The sequence below is a fragment of the Burkholderia sp. HI2714 genome (genome assembly GCF_002223085.1).
Lineage (GTDB): Bacteria > Pseudomonadota > Gammaproteobacteria > Burkholderiales > Burkholderiaceae > Burkholderia > Burkholderia lata_D.
The window spans coordinates 354,266-372,243 of the sequence record NZ_NKFM01000067.1 but is presented as its reverse complement, the minus strand read 5'-3'; the positions used below and the strand labels follow the sequence as shown (position 1 = coordinate 372,243).

The following is a 17,978-nucleotide window of genomic DNA, read 5'->3' as shown; positions in this document are numbered from 1 at the left end:
GGCCGCCTCTGCGGCGGCAAGCAGGCGCCGGGATGCACGGCGCGTGCGAGTGCCCTGATGCCCGCGCACGCGTGCTCAGGCGTCGGCGCCCTTGCACTTCATGCTCGCGATACGTTGGTCCGGCCGGGTGCGGGAGAACACGAAGTTCGTCGCCCCCGGGCCCTGATTGCCGCCCTCTTCATCGACGTAGGTTTCCGCAAACACCGGCACGGCGGCGTTGGCGATGCTGACCCGGAAGAACACGTTATTTTGTGTGTTCGGCGCGGTCGTGCCGTAGTCGAGCGCGCATCGGCCGGCGATGCGCTTGACCGTGGCACGGCGGCCGAGCTGGCGCAGCAGGATGTCCTGCGTGTCGTCGCTCGGGTAGAACTTGCGCAGCGCGATCGACAGGACGGTGGTCGCGTTGCCGTTGAGGACGACGCCGACGTGGCCTTCGTTGTCCATTTTGATGCCGGCTTCCTCGCCGACCTTGCCGTCCGGCACATCCACGTCGCCGAAGCCGGTGAGCAGCGTGCTGCCGCTACGGGTGTGCGTGGCCTCGGGGGAATGACCGTCCGGATTGCCGAGCGGCTTCGCGTCGCGCCATTGCACGCCGGGCAGGTTGTCGAACGCCGGCCAGGTTGCCGGCTTCGTCCCGCCGAATACGCCCAGCAGCGTTTGCAGCGGCGATGCCGGGGCTGTTTCCGGCACGTGGGCGGCCGGCAACGACACCGCGGATGCGGGGTCCGCTGTCAGGCTGGCAGGCGGCGTGGCGCGCTCGCACGCGCTCAGGCCGATCAGCAGGACGCCGGCGGATAGCGCACGCCGGACGGGGGGCGGGGGGCGCATGGGCAGACGTTGCATGAGGCGCTCCTGGTTGGCGCGGCGGCCTGAACGAAGCAGCCGACGACGGGCGATCAGCGGCATTTGACGTCGTAATCCGTGACGGGCGGGAAGTCCCCTTCGCCGACGGTGGTCAACGTCAGCGTGCCGGCAGCGCCTGCGTACCCGAAGTCGCAATAGCCGAGGCCGGTCCCCGCGCAGGATCCGATCTCGACGATGCCGCGCCTGACCAGGGCGGAATGTCGCGCCTCTCCGCTGGCGCTGCCTCGCACCGGTTTCCATCCATGGGCGACCAGCACCTTGCGGGCCTTGTCGATCGGCATGTTGTAGACGTTCGGCACGTTGGCGAGGCCTTTGCACACGGCGTCTTCGTCGGCCACCCTGGACAGGCGCAGCGTACCGTCGGCGTCAACGTGCAGGTCGCCGGCGGGCGAGGGGGGGATGTCGCCATCCCAGACGCGTACGGCACCGCCTTCGAGCGGGGCCAGTCGGCCGATGGCGGTTTCTTCCGCCGATTTGCCGTAGGCCAGTGCGATCAGCTTGCCGTTCTCGAATACGGCCACGTTGCCTTGCGTGATGCTGCAGGTACCGCTGGTTGCGGGCGCCAGCCGGCCTGCGAAGCTGACCGCGCGGTAGGGGCCCAGCGGCACGTCCGACATGACGGCCCAACCTTGCGCGACGACCAGTCTGGCTGCTGGCGACGTCGGCTGGATGACGCGTTGCCAGCAGCTTTCGCGATCGGTCGGGCTCGCTGCCCTGGGCAGATTCGCGAGCGCCTTCATGCGGATGTCCTTCAACTCGGACACCACGCGTGGCGCGGAGGCATGCGTTTGTGCGGCGGCTGGCACGGTGAGCGCGAGGCCAAGCACCAGGCCGGCGCCGTACAGGCCCTTCGATACGAACGATGCGGCAAGAAGCGGCGGAAAAGCGGCACGCGGCATGACAGAAGATCCGGAGAGATCGGTGGAAGCGGACTTCAAGGTACGGCGCACGGGTATCTGCCTGTCGCTGGCATGGCGGGCGTGTATTAACCGCCGAATAGCACTTTTGTGAAACGTGTTCATTTCCCAAATATTAGGAACGGAAAATATATCGAGAAGTAGAAACACGGCGGCCGTCGTGCGTGCGCCGATTGCCTCGGCCTTGCTGATCGCGATTCTAGTCAAAGTAGATCGACTAGTATACATTCATCATATCGTTCTTCACGCGTCGCCAAGGTGTGGGCCGGAGGCCAAGCGGTGCAAGGGCGCCGAGTGTGGTTTGGGCAGGAATTTCGCCATGACGCTGACAGCCAGTATCAATGAGATTGCCCGTAGCCTGAACGGGTTGGAGCCACCTTGGCTGCCCGCCTACGACATGCGGGCCTATGCAGAAAAGGTGGATTCGGAATGCGGATATAGCGCCGAAATGATGGTCGCCCTCGAGATCAATACGAGAATGTTCGAGGAAGTCGTTGCATACGTGCATTTGTGCGGCGCGTTTGCTTCGCTGCATCCATCCCGTGCGCGGCAGTACGAATGCGTGCGCAACGACAGGGCTGAAATCGACGATGTGCTCGCACACCATGCGACCGGCGCTTGCCCGACGTACACGGGGTTGCTGACGTCGTTCGTCGATCGGGGCATCGTCGTGCGATGTGCGCCAGGTTGATATCCAGCCCCAATAACGGCTTTGTGCCGCTTTCCTTTCGACGGCGACGCATCGCGTTCGCAGTCGCGAACAGGACCCAGCTCAAGATGATCACGCCTTCCGGACGCCCTGCCATGCAGACAAGAGCCATCAAGAAATCCACTGTTTTGTTCGCCCGGGTCAACCAGGCGATCGCCGACAGGTCGCGTCAATACCCGAGGGCGGTTCGCGCGACGGTCGGGCTATTGCTCGTCGCCAGCGTGCTTTCGGGGTGCGCGCCGCTATCGGCGTCCGCGCCGGCCGATCCTCAACAACAGGCTGTCGCGGAGCAGCGGAATGCGAATGCGTTGTATAGCCGGAAGGTATTGGCATACAAGCCGATGTTCGAGAATCCTGGCGGCTATGGTCGGGCGCAGATACTGGACACGTACGAGGCGGTCCTCCAGCAGTACTCCGTCGCGGCAATCGTGTATGCCCGCATCATCTATCCGGAGGCTCGACAGACGCTTCCGCCTGCCCTGCAGCCATTGCCGGCGCCGTCGGGGCCGGTCACGCTGGCGGTCGTCAATCGCGACTACGAACATGTACTCGGCATGAGCGCTGCGTTGTGGGAAATGGATATGGCGGCAAACTTCGGCCGGCCATCCAAATTGCCGATACCGAAATACACCGGCCCGGTGCTGATCATGCCGCCTTTGCCACCGTTTCCGCCGCTGCAGGATGTTCGTGATCCCAAGTTCGCGCGGCTCGTGACCATGACGAAGAAAGTGGACGATGCGCAGAAGGCGGATCTGGCACGAGAGCACGCCGCGATCGAGCAACAGTATGCCGAGCAGGCCGCGTGGCGGGCTCGGCACCCCATGGGGCAGTATGACAACATCGATCCGAGGACCGGACTACCGTACGCGCCCCCGCCACAGGAGACGCAGCGATGGTGCATGATGGGCGGTGGCCGGGTGCCCTGCTGAAAACGCTGCGCGCAACGGCAATGGTGGCATCCATTGGATGCCGGCCGGGCTGGCACCGGCTCCCTGGGTGGGGCCATCTGCTTCAAAACCCGTACTTGTGTTGGCCCGGGTGACGCTGTTCGCCGGTGGCGTATCGGTTGCGTATCCTGGTCAGTCGAGGCCGTAGCGGTGCCGCGATCGCGTGATGCTGAAGCTCGCAGTTTCCGTCGACGTCGCGGTAGCTGATGATGCTTTTCCGGTTTGCACGGCGCGCTCCGTCGCGGCGTTCCTGCCCGCGGACAGTCCGGACATCGTGCGTGATCGTGTTGCCCCAGGTACCCGGTACCGACGACTTGCTGTCCAGCCCACGACCCGCCGTGTCGCACGAACAGGTACCCACGTTGCCCCGTCCGGTGTTTCGCCGGGATTCCTGAACGACATTCTTCCAGTCAGGCACAAGACGAATGCGAGGCGCGCGGAGGACGCAGGATTCACTGCCCTGAAGCGCGGGATCGTATCCGGCAGCGGGCACACATGCCTGGCAGGCTGAAAGTAGTGGTGCTGGCGGCGGTGCTAAGATGCCGCCCTGTAGTCAGGAGATGCATGAATGCGCGCGAGCAAACGCCAGCAGGTGGTCGACAAGGCCGGTGAGTTGTTTTCCCTCCATGGCTTTCATCCGGTCGGCATCGACCGGATCATCGCCGAAGCGGACGTGGCCCGCATGACGCTCTACCATCACTTCGCGGGCAAGGACGATCTGATCAAGGCAGTGCTGGAACAGCGCTACACCTTCATCATGGAGAGCATCGCCGCCAAGCTCGGCCCCATGCCGCACGCCGCTGCGCGCCTGAAGGGAATTTTCGACTGGTACGGCACGTGGTTCAGCAGCCCGGCGTTCGCGGGCTGCCTGTTCGAGCGGGCGCTGGCCGAGTTTGGCGCAACCTGCCCGAAGGTGACCGACGTGGCGGTGCGCTATCGGGATGACTTGCTGGCCCTGATGGAGCAACTGCTCGCCGAGATCGTTCCGCGTCGCCGGGCACGTCAGCTGGCAGGCGTGTACGTGATGCTACTGAGCGGGGCCACGGCGGACGCGCGTGCGATCGGAGATCCGCGGGCTGCCGCAAGGGCATGGCAGGCGGCGGAGATGCTGCTGAACGAGTCCAAAGCCGCCGCTGAAAGCATGCGTAACGCCCGGAGCCGTCGCGCTTGATCGTTGGGGGTCCTTGTCTTTGGTCATGGCGCACCGTCGGCCGTAGCGGGTACGAACGCGGGCCAACGCCGGCAAGCATTCGGCGAATGCGCTGCAAGGTGCGCCCGGCATCCATGCCGATGGGTTCGACGAGAACGCGCCGCGCCCCCTCATCGATTGAGCACCGAACTGGCCAGCGTTGCTGCGAACGTCAGCAACACCAGCGAGGAGCAGCGCAACACGATGGAAGCCAGTCGGCCCTCCGAGCGATTCATCACCAGCAGCCGCCCCGACCGAGACCACAGCAGTCCGATCGGAATCAGGGTGATCAGAAATACACCTGTCGACGTCAAGAAAATCTCGAGCGACCTGAACGCTGCCTCCGGGAAAATCGCGCTTGAAAACAACAAGGCCTTGGGATTCATCAAGGTCGCAAAGAACAGCCCTCGGAACCCCAGCGGCGGCGAGTCGGTGGCGCCGAAGTCGGCGCCTTTGAACCACATCTTCACCGCGAGATAGAAGATGAACGTGGAGCTGATCAACTTGACGCAACTGACAATCCACGGATAGTGCGTCGCCAACGACCAGAGAAAAAATCCCCATACGGTGATGGCGATCACATAGCCTGACGCCTCCGCCGCGACCAGCCTGCACGCACCACGCAGATTCAGCTTGAGCCCGGCAGACAACAGCAGCGTGTTTGTCGGCCCGGGGACCAGCAGCACAAGGGCGGCGTAGAACGACATTTTCAGCATGGGACTCAATGTCAACATGGGCTAACCCCGTCTGACCAACGATTGGCTGGGTGAAATGGCCGATTACTGGCGAAGCGTGAATCTGTATGGGTCGTCGGAAGGCGACCCCGGCAGGATGGCGCCGGCAAAGCAGAAAGTGGCATGCAAGGCGACGGTGTCGGAACCCATCCTTGTCAGGTCAAGTAGCGTCCCGAAATACCTGCCGGATAATCATAAGTCGTGGAAATTATCACTGACAACTCTTATTCATCTTGTTTGAAATTCTGAAATTCCACGGGCGATTGCTTCATCCGCTCATCATGATATTCGAGTTTTTGGCGTGCTTTATCCGGTTCAAAAATAAAACCCTGGAATCTGAAATTATCGTTGTTATTGGGCCGGGAATTTGAAGGTTCCAGGTCGAAGTTACCGCAATAAGTCGGCTCATATTTTAATGGCGTAATTTTTGCGAGGTCACGTTCGTTAATGTAATGGCGGCTACCGATGCGTCTGGCCGGGGGGCAGGGCGAAAAATAGGGATAATTTAATGGTCATGCACTAACCATTAAATTGACAACAAATATAGTGTCTAATATGAAAACGATTAATTTTACGCGCGCATCGCATTCAGTATTTGGATCGCGCAACGGAGCCCGGTGTAAAACAAATAGAAATCCTGTCAAACATGCCAGTTTGATTAAATTAATCGACGGCCTATTCTAAACGCGGATCAATTGAGCACCATCGCGGAAGTCCATTCGGGTTTTAAATCCTATGGGAAGCGTGTCATGAGCAATCCGATCAAGCATATCGTCATCGTGGGCGGCGGCACCGCGGGCTGGATGTCCGCCTCGTACCTCGTCCGGGCGCTCCAGCAGCAGGCGAGCATTACGCTCATCGAGTCCGAGGCGATCCCCCGGATCGGGGTGGGCGAGGCGACCATCCCCAATTTGCAGAAGGTGTTCTTCGACTTCCTCGGGATACCGGAGCGGGAGTGGATGCCCCAGGTGAACGGCGCGTTCAAGTCCGCCATCAAGTTCGTGAACTGGAGGAAGTCCCCCGACCGCTCGCGCGACGATCACTTCTACCATTTGTTCGGCAGCGTGCCGAACTGCGACGGCGTGCCGCTGACCCATTACTGGCTGCGCAAGCGCGAACAGGGCTTCCAGCAGCCGATGGCGTACGCGTGCTACCCGCAGCCCGACGCGCTCGACGCCAAGCTGGCACCGTGCCTGCTCGACGGCACCCGCCAGATGCCCCACGCGTGGCACTTCGACGCGCACCTGGTGGCCGATTTCCTGAAGCGCTGGGCCGTCGCGCGCGGGGTGAAACGCGTGGTCGACGAGGTCGTGGAGGTTCACCTGAACGAGCGCGGCGACATCGCCAGCCTGTCCACCAAGGCGGGTCGGACGCTGGAGGCGGACCTGTTCATCGACTGCTCCGGCATGCGGGGGCTCTTGATCAACCAGGCCCTGAAAGAGCCCTTCATCGACATGTCCGACTACCTGCTGTGCGACAGTGCGGTCGCCAGCGCGGTGCCCAACGACGACGCGCGCGTGGGGATCGAGCCGTACACGTCCGCGATCGCGATGAACGCGGGCTGGACCTGGAAGATTCCGATGCTGGGCCGGTTCGGCAGCGGCTACGTGTTCTCGAGCAAGTTCACGTCGCGCGACCAGGCCACGGCCGACTTCCTCAAGCTCTGGGGCCTCTCGGACAAGCAGCCGCTCAACCAGATCAAGTTCCGGGTCGGGCGCAACGGGCGGGCGTGGGTCAACAACTGCGTCGCGATCGGGCTGTCGTCGTGCTTTCTGGAGCCGCTGGAATCGACGGGGATCTACTTCATCTACGCAGCGCTTTACCAGCTCGTGAAGCACTTCCCCGACACCGGGTTCGATCCGCGGTTGAGAGACGCGTTCAACGCCGAGATCGTCTACATGTTTGACGACTGCCGCGATTTCGTCCAGGCGCACTATTTCACCGCGTCGCGTGACGACACACCGTTCTGGCTCGCGAACCGGCACGACCTGCGGCTCTCGGACGCCATCAAGGACAAGGTCGAACGCTACAAGGCGGGGCTGCCGCTGACCACCACGTCGTTCGACGACGCCACGTACTACGAAACGTTCGACTACGAATTCAAGAACTTCTGGCTGAACGGAAACTACTACTGCATCTTTGCCGGCCTGGGGCTGCTGCCCGACCGGTCGCTGCCGCTCTTGCGGCACCGGCCGGAGTCGATCGACAAGGCCGAGGCGATGTTCGCCCGCATCCGGCGCGAGGCCGAGCGTCTGCGGACGAGCCTGCCGACGAACTACGACTACCTGCGGTCGCTGTGTGACGGCGATGCAGGGCGGGCGCGCAGCCAGCCCGGGCCGGCGGTGGTGGCGCCGGAGACCTTGTAGTGGAGCGCGCCCTGGGCCGGGTAGGCGAATTCGCGGCCGCGCACGCCGCGGTGGCGGCCTGCGATCCGCTGCAGGCGAAGGCGCTCGTGCTGCAGCTGCCGGGCCTGAATCGCAAGAAGGACGTGCCCGGCATCGTCGGCCTGTTGCGCGCGTTCCTTCCGGCGCACGGCGTGCCGTCCGGCTGGGGCTTCGTCGAAGCGGCCGCCGCGATGCGGGATATCGGGTTCTTCCTGGGGTCGCTCAAGCGGCACGGACACGAGCCCGTGGACGTGGTGCCCGGGCTCGAGCCGGTGCTGCTCGATCTCGCGCGCGTGACCGACCTGCCGCCGCGCGAGACGCTCCTGCATGTGACGGTCTGGAACCCCGCGGCGGCCGACGCGCAGCGGAGCTACAGCGGGCTCGACGACGAGGCGCATCTGCTCGAGAGCGTGCGCATCTCGATGGCGTCCCTCGAGGCGGCCATCGCGTTGACCGTGGGGCTGTGCGACGTGCCGCTGCGGTCGCCCGCGTTCGAGGAAGGGTGCGTCGAGCTGGCGGCCTGTCTTCAGAAAATGGTCGAGTCCATCGTCTACGCCTACCGCTTCATCTCGCCGCAAGTCTTCTACGACGAGCTTCGCCCCTTCTACGATCCGATTCGGGTCGGAGGCCAAAGCTACCTCGGCCCCGGCGCCGTGGAAATGCCCCTCTTCGTGCTGGAGCACGTCCTGTGGGGCGCGCAATCGGACCACCCGGCTTATCTGGAATTCAAGGAGACGTACCTGCCTTATGTGCTTCCCGCGTTCAGGGCCGTCTACGCCCGGTTCGCCGGGGAGCCGGCGCTCGTCGACCGCGCGCTCGCCGACGCGCAACAGGCCCGCGCGCGGGGCGAGCCCGTCGGGCCAGGGCTGGCGGCCCTCGAGCGGATCTTCGAGGTCCTGCTGCACTTCCGGGCGCCCCACCTCAAATTGGCGGAGCGGACGTACGAAGCCGGGCAGAGCGGCCCCACGATCGGCAGCGGGGGGTACGCGCCCAGCATGCTCGGCGATCTGCTCACGCTCACGCGTGCCGCGCGGGTCCGCCTGCGCGCCGCGCTCGCCGAACCCTGACGCCTGACGCGCTTGGCCATGTGTTCCATCTCACCAGGAGAGCTTGCCCCCATGACTCAGAAGAGCACTGCAAACGAGCGCGACGACCGCCACTTCGACGTGATCATCCTCGGCTCGGGCATGTCCGGCACCCAGATGGGAGCCATCCTGGCCAAACAACGGTTTCGTGTCCTGATCATCGAGGAGTCGTCGCACCCGCGGTTCACGATCGGCGAATCGTCGATCCCCGAGACGTCCCTGATGAACCGCATCATCGCCGATCGCTACGGCATTCCGGAGCTGGACCACATCACGTCGTTCTATGCGACGCAGCGTTACGTCGCGTCGAGCACGGGCATCAAGCGCAACTTCGGCTTCGTGTTCCACAAGCCCGGCGAGGAGCACGACCCGAAGGAGTTCACGCAGTGCGTCATTCCCGAGCTGCCGTGGGGGCCGGAGAGCCATTATTACCGGCAGGACGTCGACGCCTACCTGCTGCAGGCCGCCATCAAATACGGCTGCACGGTCCGCCAGAAGACGAGCGTGACCGACTACCACGCCGACAAGGACGGCGTCGCGGTGGCCACCGCCCAGGGCGAACGGTTCACCGGCCGGTACATGATCGACTGCGGGGGCCCCCGCGCGCCGCTCGCGACCAAGTTCAACCTCCGCGAAGAGCCGTGCCGCTTCAAGACGCACTCGCGCAGCCTCTACACGCACATGCTCGGGGTCAAGCCGTTCGACGACATCTTCAAGGTCAAGGGGCAGCGCTGGCGCTGGCACGAGGGGACCTTGCACCACATGTTCGAGGGCGGCTGGCTCTGGGTGATTCCGTTCAACAACCACGCGCGGTCGACCAACAACCTGGTGAGCGTCGGCCTGCAGCTCGACCCGCGTATCTACCCGAAAACGGACATCCCCGCGCAGCAGGAGTTCGATGAGTTCCTCGCGCGGTTCCCGAGCATCGCGGCGCAGTTCCGCGATGCCGTGCCGGTGCGCGACTGGGTCAAGACCGACCGCCTGCAGTTCTCGTCGCGCGCCTGCGTCGGCGACCGCTATTGTCTGATGCTGCACGCGAACGGGTTCATCGACCCGCTCTTCTCCCGGGGGCTCGAGAACACCGCGGTGACCATTCACGCGCTCGCGGCGCGCCTCATCAAGGCGCTGCGCGACGACGATTTTTCCCCCGAGCGCTTCGAGTACATCGAGCGCCTGCAGCAGAAGCTGCTGGACCACAACGACGACTTCGTCAGCTGCTGCTACACGGCGTTCTCGGACTTCCGCCTGTGGGACGCGTTCCACCGGCTGTGGGCGGTCGGCACGATCCTCGGGCAGTTCCGGCTCGTGCAGGCCCACGCGCGGTTCCGCGCATCGCGCAACGAGCGCGACCTCGATCATCTCGACGACAACGCCCCGTATCTCGGCTTCCTGTGCGCGGACATGGAGGGGTACTACCAGTTGTTCAACGACGCCAAGGCCGAGGTCGAAGCCGTGAGCGCCGGGCGCAAGACGGCCGGGGAGGCCGCCGCGCGGATTCACGTCCTCATCAACGAACGGGAATTCGCGAAGCCGATGTTCGGCTTCGGGTACTGCATCACCGGGGCCAAACCGCAGCTCAACAACTCGAAGTACAGCCTGGTGCCGGCGATGAAGCTGCTGCACTGGACGCAGACGAGCGCGCCGGCCGAGGTGAAAAAGTACTTCGACTACAACCCGATGTTCGCGCTGCTCAGGGCGTACGTCACCACCCGCATCGGCCTGGCGCTGAAGTAGCCGGCCGACACTGCCACGAAAACATGGACGACGTTCAATTTCAATTGCATCAAGCGGATGCCAGGGAGCAACCGTCGGGGGCGTACGAAGCGACCACGCGCGTGGCCGCGAGCTGGTACGTCGCGATGCGTTCGGACGACCTCAAGGACAAGCCGCTGGCGCTGACGCTCTTCGGCCGGCCGTGCGTGGCGTGGCGCGGCGCGACGGGGCGGGCCGTGGTGATGGACCGCCACTGCTCGCACCTCGGCGCGAACCTGGCCGACGGGCAGGTCAAGGACGGGTGCATCCAGTGCCCGTTTCACCACTGGCGGTACGACGAGCAGGGCCAGTGCGTTCACATTCCGGGCCACAGCCAGGCGGTGCACCGGCTGGAGCCCGTCCCGCGCGGGGCGCGCCAGCCGACGCTGGTCACCGCCGAGCGGTACGGCTACGTGTGGGTCTGGTACGGCTCCCCGCAGCCGCTGCACCCGCTGCCCGAGATCGCCGCGGCCGATGTCGACAACGGCGACTTCATGCACCTGCACTTCGCGTTCGAGACGACGACGGCGGTCTTGCGGATCGTCGAGAACTTCTACGACGCGCAGCACGCGCACCCCGTCCACGCGCTGCCGATCTCGGCCTTCGAGCTCAAGCTCCACGACGACTGGCGAGCGTGGCCGGAGGTCGAGCCGCTGGCCCGGGCGGGCGCGTGGTTCGGCGCCGGGATCGACTTCACCGTGAACCGGTACTTCGGGCCCCTCGGCATGCTGTCGCGCGCGCTCGGCCTGAACATGTCGCAGATGAACCTGCACTTCGACGGCTACCCCGGCGGGTGCGTCATGACCGTCGCGCTGGACGGACACGCCAAATACAAGCTGCTCCAGTGTGTGACGCCGGTGAGCGACGGCAAGAACGTCATGCACATGCTCATCTCGATCAGGAAGGCGGGCAGCCCCTTGCGCCGCGCGATCGACTACGTGCTGTTCGGGCTCCAGACGAAGCAGGCCGCGGGGTACGACGTCAAGATCTGGAATGGGATGAAGCCGGACGGCGGCGGCGCGTACAGCAAATACGACAAGCTCGTGCTCAAGTACCGCGCGTTCTACCGGGGCTGGGTCGATCGCGTCGCCGCAACCGAGCGGCCAGGCGTGAGCCGGCGGCCCTAGTCGATGCCGGCCCCGATCGGCGAGCCGGCATCGACGACGCATCAATACGAGAGACCGTATCCGAACGGATACAACGGATGCGCGGTATCGTGCGGCACGTCTTCCCGCTGCGCCGCGACCTCCGCCATCGACGACGGCAGCTCGAACGGCAGCTTCCCTTGCGGTTGACCTTTCCCGGTCAGCACGTCGAACAGCGCGGCATCGGTCACGCCGAAATTGGCGAGGATCGCGGTGGCCTTGTCCTGCACGTTGGTCAGGATCGCGGGACGATCCATGTACACCGAGACGATCGACTTCGGCGCAAGCGCGGCCTGCTTGATGGCTTCGTAGTCCGCACTGCCGTCGACGAACGCAAGACTGCCTTCATGCTGCATCGAGCCGAACATGTAGTTCGGGTGCAGCGTTTGATAGGGCGTGCTCACGCGGAGAATCGCAACGTCCGCGGCTTGCGGCGTATCGACGACCTGATAGCCATATTGCCGTGCGACGGCGGGGTCGATGCCGTACAGCCAGACTTTCTTGCCGGACGCCGTCATCGGCAGCAGCTTGCCGTTGTTCTGCAGCAGCACCATCGAGCGGCGCTGCGCATCGAGCGCCTGGGCCTGGAAGTCGGCGTTTCCGACGATCTTGCCGGCCGCGTCCGCATCGACATACGGATGGTCGAACAGGCCTTGCTGGAATTTCTGCAGCAGGACGCGATAGGCCGACTCCGACAAGCGGTCTTCCGACAACTGCCCGCGGTTGACGGCGTCGATGAGGTCGCTCGGATCGTCGTCGCCGCCGAACTGGTCGATGCCGGCGTTGACCGCTCGCGCGAAACGCTGCACGCGGGTCGCGCCTTCCATCCCCCAGGGCATGCCCAGCCCGACGAACGACGGGGACCCCGACGACACGCCGTTGATGCAGTTCGCGTCGCAGTCGTCGGCGATCAGCCAGTCGGACACGATCACGCCCTTGAAGCCGTATTTCCCGCGCAGCAGGTCGGTCAGCAACGCCTTGTCGTAAGCCCCGCCGACCGGCTCCAGCGTGATGCCGTCGACCGTCACCGTCGTGTCGGGTTCGGAATAGGTCGGCATGACCGAGCCGACGTTGGCGGCAAAGGCGCCTTCGAACGGTTTCAGGTGATAGGCGAAATTGTTGCCCGGATAGGTCGCATAGCGGCCGTAGTAATTGTGGCTGTCGAAGCCGAGTTTCTGCGCGCCATATCCGGCCCAGTGCTTGACGACGGCGATGACGCTCTTGGCCTGGATGCCGTTGCTGCCGCCCTGGAAGCCTTCGATATAGGCCTGGACCTGCGTGCGGGCGAGATCGGCGTCCTCGCCGAAGGTGCCGTTGATGCGTGCCCAGCGCGGCTCGGTCGCCAGGTCGGCTTGCGGCGAGAGCGCTTCGGTGATGCCGACCGCGCGATACTCCTGGCGCGCGATATCGCCGAAGTTTCGCGTGAGTGCCGCGTCGCCAATCGCGGCGAAGCCGAGCGTTTCCGGCCATTGCGAGAAACCGCTGCTGCCCGCGCTTGCGCCGAGCGTGTACTGGAAATGGTTGCGCGGATCGGAACTGATCGACACCGGGATGCCGAGCCGGGACTGCTCGGCCAGCTTCTGAATCTGGTTGCTCTGGTCGGCCATGGTGTGCGCATCGGCACTCATGCGCGTGATGTAGGTGTTGACGCCCCGCTGATTGATGAGCGTCTTGAGCGCGGCCAGGTCGTACGCGGAGCCGGTGCCCGCACCGGTCGTGTCGTTCAGCACCGGCGCGGTGCCGTGCATCATCAGGCCGGCTTTCTCGGCCAGCGTGAGGCGGCCGACCAGGTCCCGTGCACGCACTTCGGCACTCAGCCGCCAGTCTTCGTAGGGTTCGAGCTGGCCGCTCTTGTCCATGTCCTTGAACTTCAGGCCGTCCCGGGTGATCAGGTTCAACGTCGTGTAGCCGAAGTCCTGCTGCGTGACAGGCGTGGAAGAGGAGTCGACGCCGCCGCAGGCATACAGCCCCAGGGTGAGCGCTGTGCCGGATGCGGCCCATGCCGATCGGCGAATGGCGGATCTCGTGATGCGTTGCATTGCTTGTCTCCTGAATCGGATTTTTTTGGCGCGGCCGTGATGCATGACGCATGGCCGCCGGCCACTTTACCGAGCTGTTTCAGGGGACGTTTTGCCGCCGGGTGCAGTTTTTGCCCCGCTGGGGCGCGATGTGTCAGGTGGCGTGCGGCGCCGAGGTGTCGGGGCGGGCAGGCGTGCCACCCGACGACGCGCCCTTGCGTTCGTCCGCGATCCAGCCGCCGAACAGCTGGATCTTCTGCTGCTGTTCCGCACCGTCCGGATACACGAAGTAATAGCCCATCCCCGTCGGCAACGAGATGTCGAACGGCATCACCAGCCGGTGCGCCGCCACGCTTTCGTCCGCGAGCGTCCGGTCGCCGATCGCGACGCCGTAGCCGTCGATCGCCGCGTGCGTCGCGAGATCCAGCGTTTCGAAGCTCAAGCCGCGCGTCGAGTCGACGTGCGGCGCGCCCGCATGGTCGAGCCACCGCTTCCAGTCGCGATGATCGCGCGTCGGATGCAGCAACGTGTGACCGGCCAGGTCGTCGAGGCTTGCGAGCGGCTGCCGCGCCGGCAGGCTCGGGGCACAGACCGGCGTGAGCCGTTCCTCGAACAACGGGATCGCATGCGTGTCAGGGCCGGCGCCGGCCGCGTAGATCACCGCGGCGTCGAACGGCTCCATGCGGAAGTCGACCTGGTGATCCCAGGTGGTGGTGATCTGCACCTGCAGTTCGGGGTGCTCGGCCTGGAACCGCATGATGCGCGGCAGCATCCACTGCATCATGCAGGTCGGCACCTTCAGCGCGAGTTCGGTCCGCCGGCGCGACAGGCGCATCGAGACCTCCTCGATGCGCGCGAAGCTTTCGCGCACGGTCGGCAGCAGGAGTTCGCCTTCGGCCGTCAGCGTCAGCCCCTTGGGCGTGCGCTTGAACAGCGCGAACTGATAGAAGCTCTCGAGCGCGAGGATCTGCCGGCTCACGGCCCCCTGGGTCAGGCACAGATGCTCGGCGGCGCGCGTGAAGCTGCCGTGACGGGCAACGATGTCGAAGACCTGCAGCGCGTTGAGGGAGGGAAGTCGTTTCATCGGGAGAGTCGGGGTGGAACGGGCGCGCGACGGCGCGCCACGGTATCGCTCAGTGCAGGATCTTCGCGAGGAAGTCCTTCGCGCGTTCCGATTTCGGATTCGAGAAGAAATCGTCCTTGCGGTCGTCCTCGACGATCGCGCCCTTGTCCATGAAGATCACGCGGTGGGCGACCTTCTTCGCGAAGCCCATCTCGTGCGTGACGACCATCATCGTCATCCCTTCCTGCGCGAGTTCGACCATCACGTCGAGCACTTCGTTGATCATCTCGGGGTCGAGCGCGGACGTCGGCTCGTCGAACAGCATCGCGATCGGATCCATCGACAGCGCACGCGCGATCGCAACACGCTGCTGCTGGCCGCCTGACAGCTGGCCCGGGAACTTGTGCGCATGCGCCTTCAGGCCGACGCGATCGAGCAGCTTCAGGCCCTTCTCGTTCGCTTCGTCCTTGCCGCGGCCGAGCACCTTGACCTGCGCGAGCGTCAGGTTCTCGGTGATCGACAGGTGCGGGAACAGCTCGAAATGCTGGAACACCATCCCGACCTTCGAGCGCAGCTTCGACAGGTTCGTCTTCCTGTCGCCGACCGACTGGCCGTTCACGAGGATCCCGCCCTGCTGGAACGGCTCGAGGCCGTTCACGGTCTTGATCAGCGTGGACTTGCCCGAACCCGACGGGCCGCACACGACCACTACTTCGCCTTTCCTGACCTCGGTCGTGCAGTCGGTGAGGACCTGAAACGGGCCGTACCACTTCGAAACGTTGCTGATGGAAATCATGGAAGTTCCTGGATCGTAATGACGCGCACGCGGCGCCGGTTCAGCGTGCCTTCGCGACGCGATAGCGACGTTCGAGCACGCGGGCATACCACGTCAGCGGGAAGCACGTCGCGAAGTAGAGCAGCGCGACCATCGCGTAGATCGGAAACGGCTTGAATACCGCGTTGGTGATGATGTTGCCCGTCTTGGTCAGTTCGGTCAGCCCGATGATCGACGTCAGCGCGGTGCTCTTGACTGCCTGTACGAGGAAGCCGACGGTCGGCGGCAGCGCGATCTTCCACGCCTGCGGCCACACCACGTAGCGCAGTTGCTGGGCCCACGTCATGCCGAGGCTGGCTGCCGCGTTCCACTGGCCGCGCGGTACCGCGTCCACGCAGCCGCGCCAGATGTCGGTCAGGTACGCGCTGGCGTTCAGCGTCAGCACGACCGACGCGGCAACCCAGGGCGTCACGTCGATGCCGACGAGCGGCAGGCCGAAGAAGCCGAGGAACAGCTGCATCAGCAACGGCGTGCCCTGGAACACCTCGACGTACAGGATCACGAAGCGACGCAGCGCGGCCGACGCCGAGATGCGCATCGCCAGCAGCGCGAACCCGGCGACGCTGCCGCCGACGAACGTGATCAGCGACAGCAGCAGGGTCCAGCGCGCGGCGAGCAGCAGGTTCCACGCGATGTCCTGGAAGGTGAATTCGATCATCGTGCACGCTCCGTCGACAGGCGGGTTTCAGGGGAACGGGCCCGCCACGCGAGGCGGCCAAGACAGCCGCGCCGAGGCGTGGCCGCCGCACCGCGCTGCGTGCGGCCCGAGAACAGGCGCCGGCCGATACGATTGAGCAGCATGCGCAGCGCGATCGACAGCAGCAGGTAGATCGCGGTCACGACGATGTAGATCTCGAACGCACGGAAATTGCGCGACTGGATGAAGTTCGCCGCATAGGTCAGGTCGGGCACCGAGATTTGCGACACGACCGCGGAGCTGAGCATCACGATCAGCACCTGCCCGAGCAGCGCGGGGTACACGTTCGCGAGCGCCTGCGGCAGCACGACGTGACCGAACACCTGCCGGCCGTGCAGCCCGAGCGCGCGCGCCGCCTGCACCTGCCCGTGCGGCACCGATTCGATGCCGGCGCGCAGGATCTCGACTGCATACGCGCCCAGGTTGACCGTCATCGCCAGCACGGCCGCCTGGGCTTCGTCGATGTGCACGCCGATCCCGGGCAATCCGAAGAAGATGAAGAACAGCTGGACCAGGAACGGCGTATTGCGGATCAGCTCGACGTAGGCCGCGACGAGCATGCGCGCCCAGCGCGGGCCGGCGAGCGCGACCCACGCGCCGGTGGTGCCGATCAGGCCGCCCAGCACGGTGGCGGCCGCGGTGAGGCCGAGCGTCACGCCAATGCCGCGCGCGAGCATGCCGGCGTACAGGCCGAAATCGCTGAAGTCGAACACGTAGGTCATCGCGATGCCTTTCGTCGTGAATGCGGGGCGGGGGCGGCGCGCATTACAGGTCGGCCGGCAGTGCCGCGTGCAGCCACTTCTGCGACAACGCGTTCAGCGTGCCGCTCTTGCGGGCGCCGGCGATCGCATCGTTGACCTTCTGCATCAGGCGCGGCTCGTTCTTGTTCAGGCCGACGTGATCGGGCGAGCTGAACAGCGAGAACTTCTGCTCCGGATCGATCGACGGATGGCGCGCGATGATCGTCGCGCCGACGTCGTTGCCGACCACGAGCAGTTGCGCCTGTCCCGACAGGAACGCCGCGATCGCGCCGTTCGGGTCGTCGAAGCGCTTGATCGTCGCGCTCGGCGGCGCGACCTTGCTGACGCTCAGATCCTCGAGCGTGCCGCGCGCGACCGCGACCGATTTGCCGGCGAGATCTGCGTTGCCCTTCACGGCCAGCGATTTCGGGCCGAACACCGCGAGGTAGTACGGTGCATACGCGCTCGAGAAGTCGATCACCTTCGCGCGTTCCGGCGTCTGCCCGACCGACAGCAGCATGTCGGTCTTGCGGTCGGCGAGATACGCCATCCGGTTGTCGCCGGTGACCTGCACGAGTTCGACTTTCGCGTTGAGCGCCTTGCCGATCAGGTTCGCCATGTCGATGTCGTAGCCTTGCGGCTTCATGTCGGGGCCGATCGAGCCGAACGGCGGGTAGTCCTCGAACACGCCGATGCGCACGACGCCCGATTTCGCGATCGTGTCGAGTGCGTCGGCATGCGCGAGCGGCGCGAACGCGGCAAGGGCCGCGGTGCCGGCGCAGGCGCAGAGGAGGACGGTACGGGCGAGCAGGCGCTGCTCGTGACGGGTGGCTTGGGACGTTGCGTTCATGGTGAGATCCTCGTGGCTGTGCTGGAGTGCGCGGGAGAAACGAAGGGAA

Annotated in this window: 16 protein-coding genes; 7 read left to right on the top strand and 9 right to left on the bottom strand. The window is 64.9% G+C overall.

All coding sequences use genetic code 11. The features are described 5' to 3' along the window. Window positions 1-75: 75 nt before the first annotated feature. Window positions 76-906, bottom strand: a complete 831-nt coding sequence (locus CFB82_RS38270; protein ID WP_143751032.1) for a hypothetical protein — start codon at window positions 904-906, stop codon at window positions 76-78. After that, window positions 897-2,009, bottom strand: coding sequence for a hypothetical protein (locus tag CFB82_RS38265; RefSeq protein WP_218829087.1), 1,113 nt, complete (start codon window positions 2,007-2,009; stop codon window positions 897-899). Before CFB82_RS38265 ends, CFB82_RS38270 begins: the two co-directional genes overlap by 10 nt. A gap of 91 nt (window positions 2,010-2,100) precedes the next feature. Here CFB82_RS38265 and CFB82_RS42700 point away from each other — a divergent pair, with 91 nt between their 5' ends. The 3 genes from CFB82_RS42700 to CFB82_RS38250 all read left to right on the top strand — a co-directional run bounded on the left by CFB82_RS42700 (window position 2,101) and on the right by CFB82_RS38250 (window position 4,608). Then, the gene (locus CFB82_RS42700; RefSeq protein ID WP_143751031.1) at window positions 2,101-2,472 is read left to right on the top strand and encodes a hypothetical protein; all 372 of its coding nucleotides are present in this window, start codon (window positions 2,101-2,103) and stop codon (window positions 2,470-2,472) included. A gap of 86 nt (window positions 2,473-2,558) precedes the next feature. After that, window positions 2,559-3,419, top strand: a complete 861-nt coding sequence (locus CFB82_RS38255; protein WP_089487552.1) for a hypothetical protein — start codon at window positions 2,559-2,561, stop codon at window positions 3,417-3,419. A gap of 586 nt (window positions 3,420-4,005) precedes the next feature. After that, window positions 4,006-4,608 carry a TetR/AcrR family transcriptional regulator gene (locus tag CFB82_RS38250; protein WP_089487461.1) on the top strand — a complete coding sequence of 201 codons (603 nt, stop codon included), beginning with the start codon at window positions 4,006-4,008 and terminating at the stop codon, window positions 4,606-4,608. 149 nt (window positions 4,609-4,757) lie between these two features. Here the strand turns inward: CFB82_RS38250 and CFB82_RS38245 are convergent, their stop codons facing one another. After that, the gene (locus CFB82_RS38245) at window positions 4,758-5,360 is read right to left on the bottom strand and encodes a LysE family translocator (RefSeq protein ID WP_089487460.1); all 603 of its coding nucleotides are present in this window, start codon (window positions 5,358-5,360) and stop codon (window positions 4,758-4,760) included. A 749-nt stretch (window positions 5,361-6,109) separates the two neighbouring features. On the opposite strand from CFB82_RS38245, the gene CFB82_RS38240 reads away from it, so the two are divergent. From CFB82_RS38240 to CFB82_RS38225, 4 genes are read left to right on the top strand one after another with little or no spacing between them, the layout of a single operon-like run. Further along, the gene (locus CFB82_RS38240) at window positions 6,110-7,726 is read left to right on the top strand and encodes a tryptophan halogenase family protein (protein WP_089487459.1); all 1,617 of its coding nucleotides are present in this window, start codon (window positions 6,110-6,112) and stop codon (window positions 7,724-7,726) included. Continuing rightward, window positions 7,726-8,811, top strand: a complete 1,086-nt coding sequence (locus tag CFB82_RS38235; protein WP_089487458.1) for a monodechloroaminopyrrolnitrin synthase PrnB family protein — start codon at window positions 7,726-7,728, stop codon at window positions 8,809-8,811. The genes CFB82_RS38240 and CFB82_RS38235 overlap by 1 nt, the downstream gene beginning before the upstream one ends. 51 nt (window positions 8,812-8,862) lie before the next feature. After that, the gene (locus tag CFB82_RS38230) at window positions 8,863-10,563 is read left to right on the top strand and encodes an NAD(P)/FAD-dependent oxidoreductase (RefSeq protein ID WP_089487457.1); all 1,701 of its coding nucleotides are present in this window, start codon (window positions 8,863-8,865) and stop codon (window positions 10,561-10,563) included. 23 nt (window positions 10,564-10,586) lie between these two features. Continuing rightward, window positions 10,587-11,708, top strand: a complete 1,122-nt coding sequence (locus CFB82_RS38225) for a Rieske 2Fe-2S domain-containing protein (RefSeq protein WP_089487456.1) — start codon at window positions 10,587-10,589, stop codon at window positions 11,706-11,708. Between the two features lie 41 nt (window positions 11,709-11,749). Here the strand turns inward: CFB82_RS38225 and CFB82_RS38220 are convergent, their stop codons facing one another. The 6 genes from CFB82_RS38220 to CFB82_RS38195 all read right to left on the bottom strand — a co-directional run bounded on the left by CFB82_RS38220 (window position 11,750) and on the right by CFB82_RS38195 (window position 17,929). Next, complete coding sequence (locus tag CFB82_RS38220; RefSeq protein ID WP_089487455.1) at window positions 11,750-13,765, bottom strand: glycoside hydrolase family 3 protein; 2,016 nt, start codon at window positions 13,763-13,765, stop codon at window positions 11,750-11,752. A 133-nt stretch (window positions 13,766-13,898) separates the two neighbouring features. Continuing rightward, on the bottom strand, window positions 13,899-14,828 hold the full coding sequence (locus tag CFB82_RS38215) for a LysR substrate-binding domain-containing protein (RefSeq protein ID WP_089449180.1): 930 nt from the start codon (window positions 14,826-14,828) through the stop codon (window positions 13,899-13,901). A 49-nt stretch (window positions 14,829-14,877) separates the two neighbouring features. Then, entirely contained in the window at window positions 14,878-15,603 is a 726-nt protein-coding gene (locus CFB82_RS38210) for an amino acid ABC transporter ATP-binding protein (protein WP_089449181.1), read from the bottom strand. Between the two features lie 40 nt (window positions 15,604-15,643). Continuing rightward, entirely contained in the window at window positions 15,644-16,300 is a 657-nt protein-coding gene (locus CFB82_RS38205) for an amino acid ABC transporter permease (protein ID WP_089449182.1), read from the bottom strand. Further along, the gene (locus tag CFB82_RS38200; RefSeq protein ID WP_089487454.1) at window positions 16,297-17,061 is read right to left on the bottom strand and encodes an amino acid ABC transporter permease; all 765 of its coding nucleotides are present in this window, start codon (window positions 17,059-17,061) and stop codon (window positions 16,297-16,299) included. The genes CFB82_RS38205 and CFB82_RS38200 overlap by 4 nt, the downstream gene beginning before the upstream one ends. Window positions 17,062-17,104: 43 nt before the next feature. Next, on the bottom strand, window positions 17,105-17,929 hold the full coding sequence (locus tag CFB82_RS38195) for a transporter substrate-binding domain-containing protein (protein ID WP_089487453.1): 825 nt from the start codon (window positions 17,927-17,929) through the stop codon (window positions 17,105-17,107). Between the last annotated feature and the right edge of the window lie 49 nt (window positions 17,930-17,978).